This window comes from Pseudarthrobacter phenanthrenivorans (assembly GCF_000813845.1).
Taxonomy (GTDB): Bacteria; Actinomycetota; Actinomycetes; order Actinomycetales; family Micrococcaceae; genus Arthrobacter; species Arthrobacter phenanthrenivorans_B.
This window is the reverse complement of record NZ_JWTB01000028.1, coordinates 23,970-41,767: the sequence shown is the minus strand read 5'-3', so window position 1 is coordinate 41,767 and position 17,798 is coordinate 23,970. Positions and strand designations below refer to the sequence as shown.

Genomic DNA, 17,798 nt, shown 5'->3' with positions numbered 1-17,798 from the left:
GTTATGCGGGCAAGGGCCGCTTTTGTGTTCCGGAATGGCGCGCCAGGAATGCGTACAGCCGTTGCCGCAGCTCTCCTGGCCGGTTCAGCTGCTGCCAATTGATCCGGAAGACTGCCCAACCCAGCTCCTGCAATGCGTTCTCCCGGCGCCGCTCCGCGAGCAGCACATCTGCCGCCGGCTTGTAGTCCGTGTACTTGGCGACGCCGTCGAACTCGATAATCACCCGGGCGTCGGGGTCCGCGAAATCCGCCCGGAAAATGCCCTCGCGGGTGGTGATCCCAACCTGCGGTTCGAACATGCGCAGGCCAAGAGAATGCAGCATCAGCCTGGTCCGGGTCTCCCCCGGGGACTCGGACCGGGCATCCAGAACAGCCAGCAGGTCCCAGGCGCGCCTGCCGCCGCGGACCACTGGACTGTCGTTCAGCAGCTGCCGCATGGCCTCGATGGACGCACCCTTGCGCAGCGCGTGGTCACCGATCACAGCGGCCTTTTCCAAGGGCAGGATACGTGCGCAGTCCAGCACGGTCCGCTCGGCACTGGTGGTAAGGACTTCCCGCCCGTCGGGCGTCCACAGTGAAGCCTTCTCAGCTTCCGCGAGCGGCAGCCTGTGAGTCCGGACGTCCCTTCCTGCGCTGGCCTTCGAGTTGGCGTACTGGGTTGTCACGTGCACGGCGGCACCGCCTTCCCAGACAAAAAGCCCCCGCAACAATGCCGCGCTCACGTGGCTGTACCGGGACCGGCCGTGGGTGGACTCGAAACGGGCCATCAGCCGGGCCAGGTCCCGGTCCCATTCTTTGAGTGCATGCCAGTTCCCGCTCCGGACGTAGGCTCCCCGCCGCAACCGAAGTACGGCACCGCTCTTCACGGCCGCCGTCAGCACCCGGTCGTCCAGCCCAGCAGCCGCCAGCTGGTGCGTTGACGCAACCACTCGATCGGGCCACCGACCATCCACCAGGGCCCGCACAGCATTGGAGTTCATCCATCAAGGGTCGGCGCCGGACACCGGCAGCGGCAGCATCGGACCCCGCTATGTGGATGGCCACCACGATGAGCGGCCCGTGCCCGCACAACCGTTGCTGCGCGCCACCGGTTATGCGGGGCTGGGCCGGTTATGTGGGGCTGGAGGCCGCTCAGGCGGCCAGGAACGCCGTGTAGCGCCGGCCGGCCTTGGCCAGGGCGGCCTGCGCCGCAGGACCAAGGGGCCGGGCTCCGTCGAAGAGTTCGGGGACGACGACGGCACCCGGCCCGGTGCCCTTCAGCGCCCAGGTGCCAACCACCTTCCCCGCGGCAACCACCGTCTTCTTGAAGACACCGTTCCCGCCAGGCACGATCAGGTCGGAGTGCTCCGGCGCCAGGACGAGGCTGCGGTCCGTGTATCCCAGGACAAACTCATCAAAACCGGGCAGCAGGTGGACAGACCGCGCCCCAGGCACTCCGGACTCCAGGAGGACTGCCGCCTCCGGGGACAGCCAGTAGCTGGCACCCTGGAACTCCAGCTCCACCAACTCGTTCCTGACAACCTCCACGGCCCTGCGCACGTCGGTCAGCGGAAGCTGGGTCCACCAGGCGAAGTCGCGGAGGGTGGCCGGGCCGTGGCTCCGGACGTAGCGCAGCAGGAATTCCGCCATGGCTTCCTCCCGCTGCAGGACGCGCGAGGACGGGATCCACTCGTCGAACGCCGCGATCAGCTGCTGGTTTCCCGCGAGGGGCCCCAGGACCAGCCAGCCGTGCCGGCAGAGCGAGCCCAGGAGGTGGATGCCCCGCTGTCCCTGCGTAGGCTGCCCGCCATCATCGAACACCTTGAACAACGCAGGCCGGCTGAGGGGTCCATCGGCCAAAATGCGGTCCAGCGCAAGGTCGCGGGCCTTTTCGACATCGGCCCAACTGATCTCCAGCTGCCGGTGGCGCGCCGCAATGCTTTTGGTGAGCCGTTCGGCGGTCAGGTCCAGCATCCACCGCAGGTCCTCGGGGGCCACCAGATGCAGGGTTCCGCGCATCGGCCAGGACCGCACCACTGTGCCGGCATCAATGGCTGCCCGGACGTCGCTGATACCATCCCCGGGCACGCGGGCGCCCACCGCCCACAGTGCAGCCTGCAGGTCCTGCGCCTGCAGGGCAGTCATCCACCGGACCAGCTCCGGCACTGAGGCGTCGCTGTCCCCCGCGAGCCGCTGGGAGGCCAGCCGGAGCCTGCCGATCATCCTGCCGTCGCGCAGGGAACCAGATGCAGCCATGCGCCCATCCTAGGCCGGGGCGCAGCGGCGCGGGTGGCTAGAGTTCGAGGCCGATGAGCAGCGGCTCCGGGTGGAGCCGGATGCCAAAGCGGTGTTCGACGCCGGCACGCACTTCCCGCGCGACAGCCACCATGTCGGCGGCGCTGGCGGAGCCGCGGTTGGTGATGGCCAGGGTGTGCTTGGTGGACAGCGACGCCCGGCCACCGGCCACGCCATCGTCTTCCAGGCCGAAGCCCTTCCCGAAGCCGGCCTGGTCGATCAGCCACGCTGCCGAAAGTTTCACAAGCCCGTCCTGCCCCGCCGGGTAGCGTGGAGCGGATTCCGGCAGCTTGTCCGCCACGTCGGCCGGCACGATCGGGTTGGTGAAGAAGGAGCCGGTGGAGTAAGTGTCCCGGTCAGCTGCGTCCCACACCATCCCCTTGGAAGCGCGCAGGCGGAGGACTTCCCGGCGGACATCGTTCGCGTAGGCGCGCTGGCCCACTTCCACGTTGAGGGCCCGGGCCAGCTCGGCGTACCGGATCGGCGCGCTCATCCGCCCCAGCGGCAGCTGAAACTCGACGGTGAGGACCACGTACCGCGGCGAGCCGTTGACCGTGGTTTGCTTGAGGATGGAGTCCCGGTAGCCGAACTTCAGCTCGGAGTTGGTGAAGGTCTGCACGGCGTTCCGCTCACGGTCCCAGGTGCGGACGGCCGCGATGGTCTGGGAAACATCTGCCCCGTACGCACCCACGTTCTGGACAGGCGTCGCGCCCGTGGAACCCGGAATGCCGGACAACGCCTCGATTCCCGACCAGGCGTGGCGTACCGCGTGCTCCACCAGCCTGTCCCAGTTGTGGCCGGCCTGGACCACCACGGCCACTCCCCCGCATGAGTCCTCGGCGTTGACCGTAAACCCCTCGGAAGCGATCCTGATGACGGTCCCGGGGAACCCGTCGTCGGACACCAGGAGGTTGGAGCCGCCGCTGACGATCAGGACCTGTTCCCCTGCGGCATCCGCCGAGCGGACCGCGTCGATGATCTCAGCCTCGGTACGGGCCTCGATGTACTTGCCGGCAGGGCCTCCGACGGCGGAGGTGGTCAGGGAGGAAAGAAGCGTGGAAGTCACCTGTCCACGTTACTTGAAAAGTTACTGCGGGGGCGCAGTACAACGCAGTAGCTAGGCCAGCTTCCGGGCCACCGGGGAGAGGACAAAGCTCACCGCGAGCATCACCATCACGGCCAGCAGCGAATGCAGGATGCCCACATGCTCGGCCAGCAGCCCCAGCAGCGGCGGCCCGCACAGAAATGCCGCATAACCGATGGTGGACACCACGGACACCCGGGCGGCAGCCATGGCGGGGTCGTCGGCAGCGGCGGACATGCCCACCGGGAAGCCCAGGGATGCTCCCAGGCCCCACAGTGCGAGCCCCGCGTAGGCTAGCCACGGCACCGGCGCAAAGACGAAGATGCCCAGTCCCAGCACAGCCATGGCAGCGCACCAGCGCATCACGGGAACCCTGCCGAATCTGTCCAGCAACAAGGTTCCGGCGAACCGGCCGATGGTCATGAACGTGACGAAGAGGCCGTAGCCGGCGGCACCGGCAGCATCGCTCTGCCCGTGGCCGTCGGCCAGGGCCAGCGCCACCCAGTCCCCTGCGGCGCCCTCGGCCAGGGCGAGGCCCAGCACCAGGACACCGAGCAGCAGGGTCCGGCGGTCCCGCCAGGCCTGGGCGATTTTCCGCTTGTTGTCCAGCGGCGCCTCCCCGGGGCCCGGGGCCGGGATCACCGGGATGGGCCCGGTACTGGGGTCCTCGAAGTTGTCCGGGGAATACGACCGTTCGTCCGGCAGCGGGGTGATGTCCGCGCGGAACCAGGATGCCGCCGTGGCCACCGATACGGACACGACGGCGCCCGCGGCGGCCAGGTGCCAGAACACCGGCATTGCGAGGGCTGCTGCAGCGGCACCGAGTCCCGCTCCGGCCACGGTTCCCAGGCTGAACGCCCCGTGCAGCCGGGGCATGATGTGCCGGCCGACGGCGCGTTCCACGGCCGCACCTTCCACATTCGACGCCGTGTTCCAGCTTCCCGTGCCGAGACCGATGATGGCCAGGCCAAGTGCGGTGGCCACCGGACTTGCCAGCACGGTTGTGCCAAAACCCGCCGTCAGCAAGCCAACACCGACCATGATGCTGCCGGTCCGGATGGTGCGTTTGGATCCCAGCCGCAGCACGATGAGCCCGGAAGCGGAGACGGAGGCGAAGGAGCCCAGGGTCATGCACAGCAGGATGGCGCCGATGGTGCCCGGGCTGAGGTCCAGGGTGTCCCGGATGGCGGGCAGCCGGGACACCCAGGATGCGAAGGCCAGGCCGCTGGCCCCGTAGGCCACCACCACGGCGTTCCGCCAGTGCGTGACCTGCCCGGCCGTTGCGGTGGTTCCTGCAGGAGTGGTCAAAGGTTGCAGCTCAGGACAGCTTGACGAGGGCCTGGGCCTTCATCAGGACCTTCTGGCCCGCCGCCACCACGGTAAGGTCCACGCGGGCGGTGCCCGTATCGGCGTCGAGCTTTCCGACGGTGCCGCTGACCTCGATGGTGGCGCCGGGCCGCTCGGTGCCGGTGGTGTCCTCGACCAGGACGGGCTTGGTGAAGCGGGTCTGGAAATCGACGACGGCGGCGGGGTCGCCCGCCCAGTCGGTCACCAGCTGCACAGCGGAGCCCATGGTGAACATGCCGTGCGCGATCACGCCGGGCAGTTCCACGCTGGTAGCGAAGGCCTCGTTCCAGTGGATGGGGTTGAAGTCACCGGACGCCCCGGCGTACTTGACGAGGTCGGTGCGGGTGACCTCGATGGTGCGGCTGCCGATCTCCTGGCCGGCGCTGAGTTCGTTGAAGCTGGGGCTCATGGTTACTGTCCCTCTCCGCGGACCAGGATGGATGACGTGGTGGTGGCGACCGGCTCCCGGGAGTCCCCGCCGCTGAGGGCGAAGATTTCCGAGCGGGTGGTGATCATGGCGCCGCCGCCCATGGCCCGGACGCCGTCGACGTGCAGCTCGGCTACGAGGCGGTCTCCGGCGACGACGGGCCGGTGATGGGTGAAGCGCTGGTCGGCGTGGACCACGCGGGAGAAGTCGATGCCTGCTTCCGGATCCTCGATGAGCTGGGCGTCGGCCCGCTGGGCGATGATGATCGCGAAGGTGGGAGGCGCCACCAGGTCGGGATGTCCCAGGCCCCTGGCTGCGTCGACATCGAAGTGTGCGGGGTGGGTGGCCTTCACGGCGCGGGCGAACTCGCGGATTTTTTCGCGGCCAACGTCATACACCTCTGCGGCAGGGTAGCTTCGGCCCTGCAGATCCGGATTGATAGTCATGGCTTCCAGCCTATCGCCGGCCTTCGCGGAACAACGCGCGCAACCCACTGATATGATGAAATCATCAATCCATCAATCCGGTTGGAGTTCCTCCCTTGCTGTCTTCCGCCCAAGCGCCGCTGTATGAGATCAAAGCCAATCTGTTCAAGGGCCTGGCGCATCCGGCACGGATCCGGATCCTTGAACTGCTGGCCGCAGCTCCGGGGGAAACCGCCGCCGTCAGTTACCTTTTGGCGGAGACGGGCCTTGAAGCCTCGCACCTCTCCCAGCACCTTGCCACGCTGCGCAGGCACAAGGTTGTGACCTCCGTTCGCACGGCCAACGCCGTGACCTACCAACTGGCGCACCCGGGGGTCTCGCAACTGCTCGCGATCGCGCGGACCTTCCTCCTGGACAGCCTGTCGGAATCGAACGAACAGCTCCGGCTGGCCCAGCAGCTGCCGGCGGAGCACCTTTCCCGCGGGTCAAAGTCGTGATCGCCGGCTCCGTCCCGGCCACCGTCCAGGCCGCCAGGAGGTTTACCCGGTTCCTCCCGTCCCGGCAGGACTACGCCGGCCTCCGCGCCTCGTGGCGCACGGACCTGCTGGCGGGCATCACCGTGGGGATCGTCGCCCTGCCGCTTGCCCTCGCGTTTGGCGTCAGTTCCGGCGTGGGGGCCGAGACGGGGCTCATCACCGCCATCGTGGCGGGGCTGGTGGCAGCGCTCATGGGCGGGTCACCGGTGCAGGTTTCCGGTCCTACCGGTGCCATGGTGGTGGTCCTCGCGCCCGTGGTAGCAGTCCATGGCCCGGGCAGCGTGGCACTGCTCTCACTCATGGCAGGGCTGTTGGTGTGCCTCATGGGATTCAGCGGCCTGGGCAGGGCCGTGGCATTCATCCCCTGGCCTGTGGTGGAGGGCTTCACCCTGGGGATTGCGGCCATCATCTTCCTCCAGCAGATTCCGCTCGCAACGGGCACATCCGGCGTCCCCGGGCACAACACCGTCGTCGCTGCCGTTGAAGCTGCCTCCGCCGCACAGGCTCCCACGGTCCTGCTGACGCTGGCGCTCGTGGTGCTGGTCGCCGTCGTCATGGTCCTGCTGCAAAAGCTCTTTCGGGCTCTTCCCGCCAGCCTGGTCGCGGTCCTCCTGGCCACGGCGTCGGCCGAACTCCTGCAGCTGGACGTCCCGCGGATCGGCCCGCTGCCGCATGCCCTTCCCGCTCCGGCCTTGCCCACCGTGGACCTGGACTCTGTGGGCAGCCTTGCCATGCCCGCGGCAGCAATCGCCGTCCTTGCCGCCATCGAGTCGCTGCTCTCAGCCAGGGTGGCCGCGGGAATGGCCGGACCGGACGGCAGGCCCACCGGACCCTACAGCCCGGATCGTGAATTGACCGGCCAGGGCCTGGCATCCATCGCCGCCGGCCTGTTCGGCGGCATGCCCGCAACGGGTGCCATCGCCAGGACGGCCGTCAACGTCCGTTCCGGGGCACGAACGCGCCTTGCCGCGGCAGTCCATGCGGTTGTGTTGCTGGGCATTACCTACCTGGCGTCCGGAATGGTCAGCCGCATCCCGTTGGCGGCACTGGGTGGGGTCCTGATGGTCACGGCCGTAAGGATGGTTTCCCGGCGCACCGTCGCCGCCATCCTGCGCTCCACGCGGGCAGACGCGGCGGTCTTCGTCCTCACGGCGGTCATCACCGTTGCCTTCGACCTGATCGTTGCCATCCAGATCGGCCTTGCCGCGGCGGCGCTCTTCGCGCTGCGTAAATTCGCCTCGCTCAGCGGCGTACAGCGGGAACCGGTCCCCGGACCATCAGCCGAAGGGGATGAGCACATCGCCGTCCTGCGGCTGGACGGCGCGATGTTCTTTGGCGCCGCCGAACGGATCCTGCAGGAAATCAGCCAGGTCAGGGATGTCCAGGTTGCAATCATCAGGCTTTCGCAACTGCGGATGCTTGATGCTACCGGCGCGCACGCGCTGGTAGAGGTTATCGCCGCACTGGAACTCCGCGGCATCACGGTCCTGCTCAAGGGTGTCCGGCCGGACCACCTGGCCCTGGTGACCAATGTGGGGGTGATCCGTTCCCTGCGCCACCACAAACACCTGTTCGAGCACCTTCCCGATGCCGTGGAGCACGCCCGCAGCCATGTCCTGCGGAACGCAGCAGCTAGCGCTTGAGGGTTTTCCGGATCGCTTGCCCGCGGACCACGAGGCCGACGACGTGCAGCACGAGGCCCAGTCCGATCAGGGGCAGCGAGGCCATGGCAAGTGTTTGGTTGCCGCCGGTGTTGCCGATGAGGTTGAGGATGATGCCGACGCCGATCATTCCCATCGCGCTGAACACCAGGACTTTGTAGCGGGTTGGCGCGGTGGCCCAGAATTCGTTCAGCACCGTCCCAGTCTACCGGGCAGGCTAGAAGAGGGATTCCTGGACTGCCGGCACTTCCGAGGCGTAGTCCCCCAGCACTATGGTCCGGCCGGCCAGCCGCGACAGGTTGACCACGAACCCGGCGTCCGTGCCGTCCAGCCGCGCCAGCGCGTTCTGCCCGCTCAGGGCCGCAACAGCGAAGCCGTGGCGTCCCCGTTCCAGGGGATGCGGATACGCGTGCCGGGAGTCGCTTCCATACAGGCCATCGGCATGGGCGGGCCGGACCCACTGTTCCGTCACGGTGTCAAAGCCCTCCACCGCGGTGCGGGCCAGCAGTTGACGCACCTTGTCGGCGGCGCCGGCGTTGACCGCGGTCAGCTGCGGGGCCGGAAGCGGCCGCAGCAGGCCCTCGGCCTTTGCCGCGGTGCGCACCTGCTGGGTAAGGCCCGCCCCGGCCGTCACCAGGTCCTCGAGGATCCGCACCACCCGGCCCTCGTCAGCCCGGGCAACGTATTGCGCGGCGGCGGCCCCCTGCTCGGCGAGCCGGTTCCATTTCCGCGGCCCGGACGCCGTTCCCACCTTGGTGGCGCCGCCGGCGAACGTGGCCACGTACAGCCAGTGTTCCTGCATCAAGTACTCGCGCAGGCCCGGCGTGACCCGTCCGCCGCGGTGGAAGTCGTGCATCAGGCGGGCTTCGTCCAGCACAAAGCAGCGCTCACACTGCTTGCCCCGTTCCGCCGGGGCGGCCCGCGAGCAGAGAATATGGCTGCGGGAGCTGCCCGGCTGGACCCGGACGTGGCCCAGGCAGAACCGGCCGGGTTCCACCACCTTGAAGCCGAGCCGGCTGCCCGCCCTGAGGCTGAGCTGCCGGAAGCCACCGTCCGGTGACTGCAGGCGCAGGACGGGAGCGCCGGCGTCATCCGCTGGTTTCGAAGCCTGCGGCCCGTCCCAAAAGACCCCGTGGACCAGATAGCGGGCATCGGTCACGGGGTCTCCTGAAGTGATGGGTGGGCGCTACAGCGCGGGCTGCACCCCAAAGGCCACCGCGAGCTTCATGATCTTCTCAGCGCGGCCCAGGCGGGGCAGGTCGGAGCCGTCACGGATGACGCGGCCGTTGGCTTCGAAATCGTTCATGAAGTCGGTGGCCCAGGCGACATCGGACGGCGTGGGGCTGATGACCTCGTTGATGACCGGGGTCTGGTCGATGGCGAGGCAGAGCTTGCCGGTCATGCCCATCATCACCGTGATGCCGGTCTGCTCGCGCAGGATGGGGTGGTTGGTTCCGACCGTGGGGCCGTCAATGGGGCCCGGCAGGTTGCCCACGCGGCTGGCGACGACCAGCTTGGCGCGCGGGTAGGCCATGGCCTCCTGGGTGGCGGCCATGCCGGTATCGCGGCGGAAGTCACCGGAACCGAAGGCCAGGCGGAACGCGCCCTGGGCCTTGGCGATGTGGTTGGCTTCCTCGATGCCGACGGCGGATTCCACCAGCGGAATAACGGGGGTCTTGCCGTCCATTCTGTGGTAGCTTTCCGTGACCTGGTCCGCCGATTCGGTCTTGGCGAGCATGACGCCCAGCAGGCCGGGGGTGCCGCGGAGGCCCGCGAGGTCGTCGGCCCAGAACGGGCTGGTGGCGTCGTTGATCCGGACCCAGGCTTTGCCGCCGGCGGTCAGCCAGTCGATCACGTTGCCGCGGGCCTGGTCCTTCTGCGACGGGTCTACGGCGTCTTCAATATCCAGGATGATCGAGTCGGCGCGCGAGACGGCCGACTGGTCGAAAAGCTCCGTCTTCATGGCATTGACCAGCAGCCAGGAGCGGGCGATCTCTGCGGGGATATTGCGTTCCGGCCTAACGGTTTCGGCGGCGATGGTAGACGTCATGCTTTCTACAGTATCCGGCCTGCAAGCGGCACGGCGAAGAAAACGGCCAGCTTGTGAGGATCAATACGAACTAAACGCGTTGTGACTGCGTTTCCGGGCAGGGCAGGCAGCAGCAAGGACCGCCCTGAGGTCCATAACGGAACTTGCTGCTGCCCGATTGGTGGCTAGGGAATGTTGCTGCCGCGGGCGCTGATCCAGAGCTTGTACCAGTCTGCACGGGTGAGTTCCCCGGCCACCCGGGCGGCATCAGCGCAGGCTCGGATCCGCCCGGGGTTGACCGTTCCGATTACCGGTGCGATTCCCGCTGGATGTTTCATCAGCCACCCCAGGAGGATGCCTTCACCCGAGGTGCCGTACTCCCCCGCAAGATCCGCCACCAGTTCTGCGGTGGCCGCCTCTGCGGGGGTGGGAGTGTCCGGCTCCGCGCCCGTGTAGACGCCCTTGGCCAGCGAGCCGTATGCCTGCAGGGTGACGTTGTTGCGGGTGCAGTACTCCAGGGTGCCGTGCGGGAAGCTGTAGTCCAGGTGCTCCGGGTGGTTGACCAGCACCTGGCTTTCCAGCCACGCCCGCTTGAGCAGGCTCATCTCCAGCTGGTTGGCAACGACGGGCACCTCCAGCCGGTCCTGCAGGACCTCGATCTGGGCGGCGGACATGTTGGAAACGCCCACCTGCCTGATCTTCCCTTCCGCCAGGAGCTGCCTGACGGCCGATGCCACCTCTGCGGGGTCCGCCAAGGGGTCCGGGCGGTGCAGCAGCAGGATATCCACGTAGTCGGTGCGGAGCCGTTTCAGGCTGCCCTCGACCCGTTCAAGGATGGCCTCCCGGCTGAGGTCATAGTGCGTCTGCAGGCCGCGTTCGTTGAGCCGGATGCCGCACTTGGTCTGCAGCCGGATCCGCTCCCGCAGGCCCGGACTGGCCGCGAGGACCTCACCGAACACCGCTTCGGACTTGCCGTTGCGGTAGATGTCCGCATGGTCGAACAGGGTGATGCCCGCATCCAGGGCAGCCTGGACGGCAGCGGCCGCCTGGTCCACATGGCCGGCACCATGCGGCTCCCCAGACCAGCTGCCGCCCAGGCCCATGCATCCGTAGATGACTTCCTGCATCAGGAGGCCCCGTCCGGCCGGACAGCCGGCATCAGCGCAGCCACGCGGTGGTGTTGGCCGGTAGCTTGCCGTTTTCCAGCGGCGCGCTGGAGACCAGCACCCCGCCGGCGGGAAGGTCGACGGCGGTGTTCCCAAAGTTGGTCACGGACTGCCAGCCGTTGGGGCGCTTGAAGTGCAGGACGTCCGGATTGCCGGTGTCCACCCATTCGAGTTCCTCGCCGGTCTGCAGTTCGCGGCGCAGTTTCAGGGCCTTGCGGTAGAGCTCAAGGGTGGAGCCTTCGGTTCCGTCCTGGGCCTCCACTGCGTACTTGCTGAACCAGTCCGGCTGCGGCAGGTGCGACCCTCCATCGCCGAAGCCGAAGGAGGTGCCTTCCACCTTCCACGGCAGCGGAACGCGGCAGCCGTCGCGGCCGATCTCCACGCCCTTGTTGCGGAAGAAGGACGGATCCTGGCGTTCGGATTCCGGGATCTCGGCCACTTCCTGCAGCCCAAGTTCCTCACCCTGGTAGAGGTAGGCGGAGCCCGGTACGGCGAGCATCAGCAGCGTGGCGGCGCGGGCGCGGCGTTCACCGAGTTCCACATCCAGCTGGTCCTTGGGTCCACCGGCGAGCAGCCAGTCCTTGCCGTCCTGGCCCTTCGCGCCGGCCTTCTCCTTCGCCACCTGCGGCAGGCCGTAGCGGGTAGCATGCCGGACGACATCGTGGTTGGAGAACACCCAGGTGGAGGAAGCTCCGGTGGCGGCAGCCTCGGCGAGGTTGCGGGTGATGATCTCCTTGTACTCCGCGGCGTCGAAGTCGGCCTGCAGCAGGTCGAAGTTGAACGCCTGGCCCAGCCCCTGCGGGCTGGCGTACCGGGCACGCCGGGTGGCGTGCACCCAGGCTTCGGCGACGGCAGTGCGGGGCGGGTTGTACTCGTTGAAGACCTCGCGCCACTCGGCATAGATTTCGTGCACTTCGTCGCGGTCCCAGAACGGGTGCGAGCCGTCGTCGAAACCGTCCACGCCGGTGTTCGCAGCGCTCAGCTCGAGCTTGGACAGCAGCGGCTCGGTGAGGTCCTTGGTGAGGGCGTGGGCCACGTCGACGCGGAAGCCGTCCACGCCGCGGTCGGACCAGAAGCGCAGGGTCTTGAGGAAGTCGTCGCGGATTTCCCGGTTGGACCAGTTCAGGTCCGGCTGCTCCTTGGCAAAGATGTGCATGTACCACTGGCCGGGGGTGCCGTCCGGTTCGGTGATGCGCTCCCAGGCGGGTCCGCCGAACACCGAATCCCAGTCCGACGGCGGGAACTCGCCGTTGGGGCCCTTGCCGTCCCGGAAGATGTAGCGGTCCCGGGCCGGGGAGCCCTTGGGTGATGCCAACGCCTCCTGGAACCACTTGTGCCGGTTGGACGAGTGATTGGGCACGATGTCGGCAATCAGCTTGATGCCGGCCTCGTGCAGGGCCTTGGCCATCTCGTCGAAGTCGGCCAGCGTGCCCAGCTTGGGGTCGACGTCGCGGTAGTCGTCCACGTCGTAGCCGCCATCCGCCAGCGCGGAGGGGTAGAACGGGCTCAGCCAGACGGCGTCGATTCCCAGCGACTTCAGGTACGGGACCTTGGCGGTAATGCCCTTCAGGTCGCCGATACCGTCGCCATTGGAGTCCGCGAAGCTGCGGGGATAGATCTGGTAGACGGAGGCCTGGCGCCACCAGGTGGGGTCGGCCAGGCGGTCGGAGTCGGACAGGGTTGCCAGCGTGGCAGTGGTGGACAAGGACTGACCCTTTTCTTCAGTGCGGTTAATACGTGGTGCAGCTATATTGATATTGAATCTAAATTTACTTTCCCAAGTATTATCTGGTGCTTTGTACAGGAAGGTCAACAGCATGGCTGAATCCGTTCCCGCGACTCCCCAGCTGCTGCGGCGGGTCAGCGCCGGTGCAGTGCTGGAGTTCATGCGCGCCTCGGGTGCGGTGACGGTCACGGACGTCATGGCTGCCACCGGGCTGACCCGCGCCACCACCATCGCCGTCTGCGAGGATTTGGTCCGGCGCGGCTGGATCCTGGAGCGGGAGAACCAGCGCGAGTTCGGCGGCTACCAGAAGGGCCGGCCCGCCCGCCGGTTCGAACTCAACGAACGCGCGGGCGTGGTCCTCGGCATGGACATCGGCTACTCCAAGGTCACCGTGGTTGCCTCCGATCTCCGTGGCACTGTCCTGGGGCGGTCCAGCCGGCCCTTCCAGGCCGGGGAGGTGGGCTCCCGTGAACGCATCGCCTTCATCGACGGGGTGGCCATGGCCGCGCTCCACGCCGCCGGAGCGGAGCCCGGACAGGTGCTGGCCGTCTGCGCCGGGGTGGCCGCGCCGGTGGACCGGCACGGGGAGGTGGTGGCCACGCAGAAATTCTGGGGCCTTTTCGACCTGGGGCTGCGCCCGGCGCTCAAGGAAACCCGGGGCTGGGCCGTACTGCTGGAAAACGACGCCAACCTCGCTGCCCTGGGTGACCGCTGGCAGGGCGCAGCCGCAGGGGTGGACGACGTCGTGGTCATCCTGGCCAGCGAACGCCTCGGTTCGGGCATCGTCGAGGGCGGCCGGCTGGTCCACGGCACCCGGGGCAGCGCGGGCGAGCTTGCCTACCTGGACCTGGTGGAAGGTGTGGGCGACACCTACGGCGTCGCCTACCTGGCCAGGACGTGGGCCGCCGAAGCCCTCGCCACGCCAGTGCCCACTGCCCTCCGGAACGGCGGGCACGGGAGGGTGGAGGCTGAGCACGTCTTCGCCGCCGCGGCCGGCGGGGACGCCGTGGCGGTGGGCATCCTGGACAGGCTTGCGGACAGGATGGCCCGGGTGGTGGGGACCGTTGCCACCATGCTGAACCCGGAGCTGGTGGTGATCGGCGGCGGCGTCGCCCAATCGGCGGACGTCCTGCTCGCCTCCATCACTGAGCGCCTGGAGGATTTTACCGCCACTCCCCCGCGGGTGGCCGTGTCCCCGCTGGGCGACTCGATCGTGACGGTGGGCGCGGTGCGCTGCGCGCTGGACTACGTGGAGAAGAACTCCCTGGACCTGGAACTTCCTGCGCCGGTCATCCCCGTATAGGACAGGTCACTCAGGCATCACCATGGTGCGCAGGTCCAGCTGCCGGAGCACCCGGTCCGCCACTTCCGGGTCCATGCCCGGCTCGTTCCGGGCCGCCACCACTTCCTGCCTGGCCGCGTCCAAGGCGATGGTCTGCACGGCGATGGCCAGTTCGCGTCCCCGCTGGCGCTTCTCCGCCAACGGCTCGTCCCGCAGGCTGCCGTCCGTCAGCTCCGCATGCAGGCGGCGCATCCGGTCCTTGACCAGCGACACCTTCTCAGGGGGCAGGTCTTTCATGAGGTCATGTTGCTTCAGGGCTGCGACGGCGGCTTCCTGGGCGCGGGTTGCGAGCAGCCGGACGGCGTCGCGTTCGGCGGTGCCGTCCTCCGTTGCGTTCAGGACTTTCATGAGCCATGGCAGGGTCAGCCCGGGCAGGACCAGAGTTGCCAGCAGTACCGCGCAGGCAATCACCAGCAGGTAGTCCCGCCCGGGGAACGGCGTGCCGTCCGCCAGGGTGAGCGGCAGGGCCAGCGCCAGGGCAAGCGTGGCCAGGCCGCGCATGCCGCACCAGGTAAGGATGAGGACTTCCTTCAGGGATGTGGGCTGGAGGAGGTTCCGGCGTTTCCTCGCGCCCAGGGCCAGCACAGCGAGCCACAGGAACCGGACCGCGAACACCAGGACGCAGATTACGGCCGCCACCCCTGCCATGCCGAACACCGCGGTGCCTTCGTCCCGGACGACATGGCGGATTTCCAGTCCCACCAAACCGAAGGCCAGTCCGGTGACCAGCAGCTCCACCACGTCCCAGAACGCAGTCCGGGTGACCCGTTCGGCGGCGTCCTGCGGGCGTGCGTGGCGCTGCATCTCAAGGGCGGTGACCACCACGGCGATAACGCCGGAGGCGTGGACTTCCTCGGCAAGGATGTAGGCGGCAAACGGCACCACCAGGGTGACCGCGCTGCGGGCCACCATGGAGCTGACCAGCCGGGTGACCAGGGCGATCAGCCAACCCATCGCAACGCCCACCAGGACGGCAAGTGCCGCGCCCATCAGGAACTGCAGGACGACGTCGGGCCGCACCTTGCTGCCGCCCCCTGCGGCAGCCACGGCGGCCTGGAAGATGACGATGGCGGCGGCGTCGTTGAAGAGGCCCTCGCTTTGAAGGACCGTGGTCAGGCGGCGCGGCATATGCACGCGGCCTGCCACGGATTCCACGGCCACAGGATCCGGCGGTGCCACCATGGCGCCCAGGGCGATGGCGGCCGGGACCCCGATGCCCGGGATCATCAGCCATGCCGCCCCGGCCACCACGGCCGTGCTGATGACCACCAGGGCCACCGCCAGCATGATCAGCGTCCGCCACCTGACCCTGAACACGGCCCACGAGCTTCGCTGCGCGGTGGCGAACAACAGCGGTGGCAGGAAGATGGGCAGGATCAGTTCGGGGTCGATCTCCAGCGCAGGGAAGCCCGGGATGAACGTCAGGGCAACCGCCAGGAGGAGCATCAGGACCGGATACGGCAACCGCAGCCTGTCCCCCAGGCCCACGGCCACCACCGTGGCCAGGAGCAATCCAACGATGAGGGCAAGCTGATCCATCAGCCTCTTCCCGGCCCGCCGCTACGGGCGGGGATCCAGTGCCGCCGCCACGGGGAGCCTGCCGTCGCAGAACTCGATGGTCCGGCCCGCGGTGTGCGGCAGGTCCAGCACGGCCGCGGCCACGATCGCCGCGTTGACCCGGGACGTGTCAGCTTCCTCTTCGGGTGAGGGGTCCACATGGATCCGCCCGGTTCCGGGGCCGTCGGTCAGGGCACTTGGGCCAAGGATGGTCCATGCCAGGCCCGAGTTCCGCAGGTGCTCATCCGCGGCTGCCTTCGCTTCGGCGTAGGCAAAGAAGCTGTTGCTTTCTGGAACCCCGTGGTCCTTGCCGGCGCCGAAGTAGGACACCATGACATAGCGGTCCACGCCGGCCTGTTCCGCGGCGTCCATGGAACGGATGGCGGCATCACGGTCCACTGCATAGGTGCGCTCGGGGTTGCCGCCGCCGGCACCGGCAGACCAGACCACGGCGTCGTGGCCCTTCAGCGCTTCGGCGATGTCCGCCGTCGTCGAATGTTCCACGTCCAGGACCGCGGGGACGGCACCGGTGGCAGCGACGTCAGCCGAGTGATCCGGGTTGCGGATGAACGAGGTGACCGAGTGGCCTTCGCCGGTGAGGAGTTCGGACAGGAGGAGGGCCACTTTCCCGTGGCCGCCGATGATGGCGATGCGTGTCATGCCTTCATTCTGCCTGCTGGGTCAACATCTGTAACGCACGTACACCACGCCGGCTGCGCCCTGGGCCCGTTCTTCCCGCAGGCATCACGTCCGGGTGGGCTCCCGGGACACCAGCGATTGCTGTCCCAGGGTCCAGAGGTTGGAAACCGTCCAGTAGACCAGGACGCCGATGGGAAAGAAGATCCCGCCCGCACCGAAGACCAGCGGCAGGACATAGAGGAGGATCCTCTGCTGGCGCACCAGCGGGCTGTCGCTGTCCTGGCCGGCCATGGCCCGGGAGGCTGCCAGCTTCTGCGTCACGAATTGGCAGGCGGTCATCACCAGGATCATGGCGACGGCGAGCACGGCCACCGCGGCGAGGTTGCCGCTGCCATGCAGCAGGGAGGCCGACAACGGCGCCCCGAAGATGCTGGACGAATCGAACTGGACCACTTGGTCCGGGCGCATGGTCCCGATGCCTGTGCCCTGCCGCGCGGCGTTGGAGATCCCGGACAGTACCTGGAAGAGGGCCAGGAAGAACGGTGCCTGGATCAGCAGCGGAAGGCAGGCGGAGAACGGGTTGGTGCCGTGTTTCTTGTACAGGGCCATCTGCTCCTGGGCCATGGCCTGCCGGGACGCCTGGTCCGTCCGGCCCCGGTACTTGTCCTGGAGCTCCTTCAGGTCCGGCTGCAGCAGCCGCATGCGGCGCTGCGCGCGCACCTGGGCCAGGAAGACCGGGATCAGCGCGGCACGGATCACCAGCACCAGGCCAATGATGGACAGCGTCCAGGTCCAGCCACTGCCCGCCGGCATGCCCGCGCCCGCCAGGAAGTCGTGGAATGCGACCATGATGGCGGACACGAGCCACCGGAACGGCTCCATCACCGCTGCCAGAATGTCCACCGAATCCCCCGTCCGCCAGTTGCTGCCAAGCTACTGCGCAATGGTGTGTCTTGTCACGACCCGCAGATTCCGTTCCGCACCCCATGGTCCATGTCGAGGCCCGGATGCGGGCAGCGCCGGTGAATATCCCTGGCGGGAATGGTTCAGCGCGTCGCTTGCGCCTGGATAGGCGGAGGCATCGTGCCCGGGAAACAGGAAAGCCCCCGGAATCTCGGGGGATTCCGGGGGCTTGGCCTGTAGCGGTGGGGAGGCTCGATCTCCCGACCTCACGATTATGAGTCGTGCGCTCTAACCAACTGAGCTACACCGCCACGAATGAGAAAAACCTACGTCAAGCCGGTCAAACCGCCTTGACGCAGGCCCTCATTCAGAGCCCCCCACCGGAATCGATCCGGTGACCTCGTTCTTACCAAGAACGCGCTCTACCACTGAGCTAGGGGGGCAACGAGTAAATACTCTACCGGAAGATTTCCGCACCAACAAATCGGCCCTCCGGGTGCTCCCACGATCCGGAATCGCGCACTTTTCCTGGCGCTTGTCGGTGGAAATTCCGCGGGATTCCGGGCCTGGGGAGGCCATGGAGCGGCGGGCGTACGACGGCGGAAGCCGCCGCCCGGGGCCCCTCACCGGGGTCTTGGGCGCCAAATGTGTCGAGCCCCACACCGGGAGGACCTGGCCCCCGG

The 17,798-nt window shown here is 67.9% G+C and carries 17 protein-coding genes and 2 tRNA genes; 3 read left to right on the top strand and 16 right to left on the bottom strand.

Annotated elements, in window-relative coordinates:
* Position 1 precedes the first annotated feature (1 nt).
* The 6 genes from RM50_RS14690 to RM50_RS14665 all read right to left on the bottom strand — a co-directional run bounded on the left by RM50_RS14690 (position 2) and on the right by RM50_RS14665 (position 5,577).
* Positions 2–979 carry a type IV toxin-antitoxin system AbiEi family antitoxin domain-containing protein gene (locus RM50_RS14690; protein WP_156133891.1) on the bottom strand — a complete coding sequence of 326 codons (978 nt, stop codon included), beginning with the start codon at positions 977–979 and terminating at the stop codon, positions 2–4.
* A 151-nt stretch (positions 980–1,130) separates the two neighbouring features.
* Positions 1,131–2,234, bottom strand: coding sequence for a winged helix DNA-binding domain-containing protein (locus RM50_RS14685; protein ID WP_043454111.1), 1,104 nt, complete (start codon positions 2,232–2,234; stop codon positions 1,131–1,133).
* 37 nt (positions 2,235–2,271) lie between these two features.
* On the bottom strand, positions 2,272–3,339 hold the full coding sequence (locus RM50_RS14680) for a UDP-N-acetylmuramate dehydrogenase (protein WP_043454108.1): 1,068 nt from the start codon (positions 3,337–3,339) through the stop codon (positions 2,272–2,274).
* 51 nt (positions 3,340–3,390) lie between these two features.
* Complete coding sequence (locus tag RM50_RS14675; protein WP_082007092.1) at positions 3,391–4,665, bottom strand: MFS transporter; 1,275 nt, start codon at positions 4,663–4,665, stop codon at positions 3,391–3,393.
* 10 nt (positions 4,666–4,675) lie between these two features.
* Entirely contained in the window at positions 4,676–5,113 is a 438-nt protein-coding gene (locus RM50_RS14670; RefSeq protein WP_043454102.1) for a MaoC family dehydratase, read from the bottom strand.
* A 2-nt stretch (positions 5,114–5,115) separates the two neighbouring features.
* Positions 5,116–5,577 (bottom strand): FAS1-like dehydratase domain-containing protein, encoded by a 462-nt coding sequence (locus tag RM50_RS14665; protein WP_043454099.1) that lies wholly within the window; start codon positions 5,575–5,577, stop codon positions 5,116–5,118.
* Between the two features lie 95 nt (positions 5,578–5,672).
* On the opposite strand from RM50_RS14665, the gene RM50_RS14660 reads away from it, so the two are divergent.
* Positions 5,673–6,053 (top strand): ArsR/SmtB family transcription factor, encoded by a 381-nt coding sequence (locus tag RM50_RS14660; protein WP_043454096.1) that lies wholly within the window; start codon positions 5,673–5,675, stop codon positions 6,051–6,053.
* Entirely contained in the window at positions 6,050–7,735 is a 1,686-nt protein-coding gene (locus tag RM50_RS14655) for a SulP family inorganic anion transporter (protein WP_240471964.1), read from the top strand. The genes RM50_RS14660 and RM50_RS14655 overlap by 4 nt, the downstream gene beginning before the upstream one ends.
* On the opposite strand, the gene RM50_RS14650 is transcribed toward RM50_RS14655, so the two are convergent.
* From RM50_RS14650 to RM50_RS14630, 5 genes are all read right to left on the bottom strand, one after another.
* A complete protein-coding gene (locus RM50_RS14650; RefSeq protein WP_043454094.1) occupies positions 7,725–7,949 on the bottom strand; it encodes a DUF3188 domain-containing protein in 225 nt (74 codons plus the stop codon). The two genes, RM50_RS14655 and RM50_RS14650, sit on opposite strands and share 11 nt — an antisense overlap.
* A 21-nt stretch (positions 7,950–7,970) precedes the next feature.
* A complete protein-coding gene (locus tag RM50_RS14645; RefSeq protein ID WP_043454092.1) occupies positions 7,971–8,912 on the bottom strand; it encodes a DUF2797 domain-containing protein in 942 nt (313 codons plus the stop codon).
* 27 nt (positions 8,913–8,939) lie between these two features.
* Complete coding sequence (locus RM50_RS14640; protein ID WP_043454089.1) at positions 8,940–9,803, bottom strand: HpcH/HpaI aldolase/citrate lyase family protein; 864 nt, start codon at positions 9,801–9,803, stop codon at positions 8,940–8,942.
* Between the two features lie 164 nt (positions 9,804–9,967).
* Positions 9,968–10,909 carry an aldo/keto reductase gene (locus tag RM50_RS14635; RefSeq protein WP_043454086.1) on the bottom strand — a complete coding sequence of 314 codons (942 nt, stop codon included), beginning with the start codon at positions 10,907–10,909 and terminating at the stop codon, positions 9,968–9,970.
* 31 nt (positions 10,910–10,940) lie between these two features.
* The gene (locus RM50_RS14630) at positions 10,941–12,653 is read right to left on the bottom strand and encodes a glycoside hydrolase family 13 protein (RefSeq protein ID WP_043454083.1); all 1,713 of its coding nucleotides are present in this window, start codon (positions 12,651–12,653) and stop codon (positions 10,941–10,943) included.
* 112 nt (positions 12,654–12,765) lie between these two features.
* Between RM50_RS14630 and RM50_RS14625 the strand changes: the two genes are divergently transcribed.
* The gene (locus tag RM50_RS14625) at positions 12,766–13,977 is read left to right on the top strand and encodes an ROK family transcriptional regulator (protein WP_043454081.1); all 1,212 of its coding nucleotides are present in this window, start codon (positions 12,766–12,768) and stop codon (positions 13,975–13,977) included.
* A gap of 6 nt (positions 13,978–13,983) precedes the next feature.
* Here RM50_RS14625 and RM50_RS14620 read toward each other — a convergent pair whose 3' ends face one another.
* From RM50_RS14620 to RM50_RS14600, 5 genes are all read right to left on the bottom strand, one after another.
* A complete protein-coding gene (locus RM50_RS14620; RefSeq protein WP_043454078.1) occupies positions 13,984–15,555 on the bottom strand; it encodes a Na+/H+ antiporter in 1,572 nt (523 codons plus the stop codon).
* 21 nt (positions 15,556–15,576) lie between these two features.
* The gene (locus RM50_RS14615; protein WP_043454075.1) at positions 15,577–16,233 is read right to left on the bottom strand and encodes an SDR family oxidoreductase; all 657 of its coding nucleotides are present in this window, start codon (positions 16,231–16,233) and stop codon (positions 15,577–15,579) included.
* 84 nt (positions 16,234–16,317) lie between these two features.
* Entirely contained in the window at positions 16,318–17,115 is a 798-nt protein-coding gene (yidC, locus tag RM50_RS14610; RefSeq protein WP_082007091.1) for a membrane protein insertase YidC, read from the bottom strand.
* Positions 17,116–17,352: 237 nt separating this feature from the next.
* Positions 17,353–17,426: transfer RNA gene (locus tag RM50_RS14605), tRNA-Met, on the bottom strand.
* 60 nt (positions 17,427–17,486) lie between these two features.
* Positions 17,487–17,558: transfer RNA gene (locus RM50_RS14600), tRNA-Thr, on the bottom strand.
* Positions 17,559–17,798: the final 240 nt, after the last annotated feature.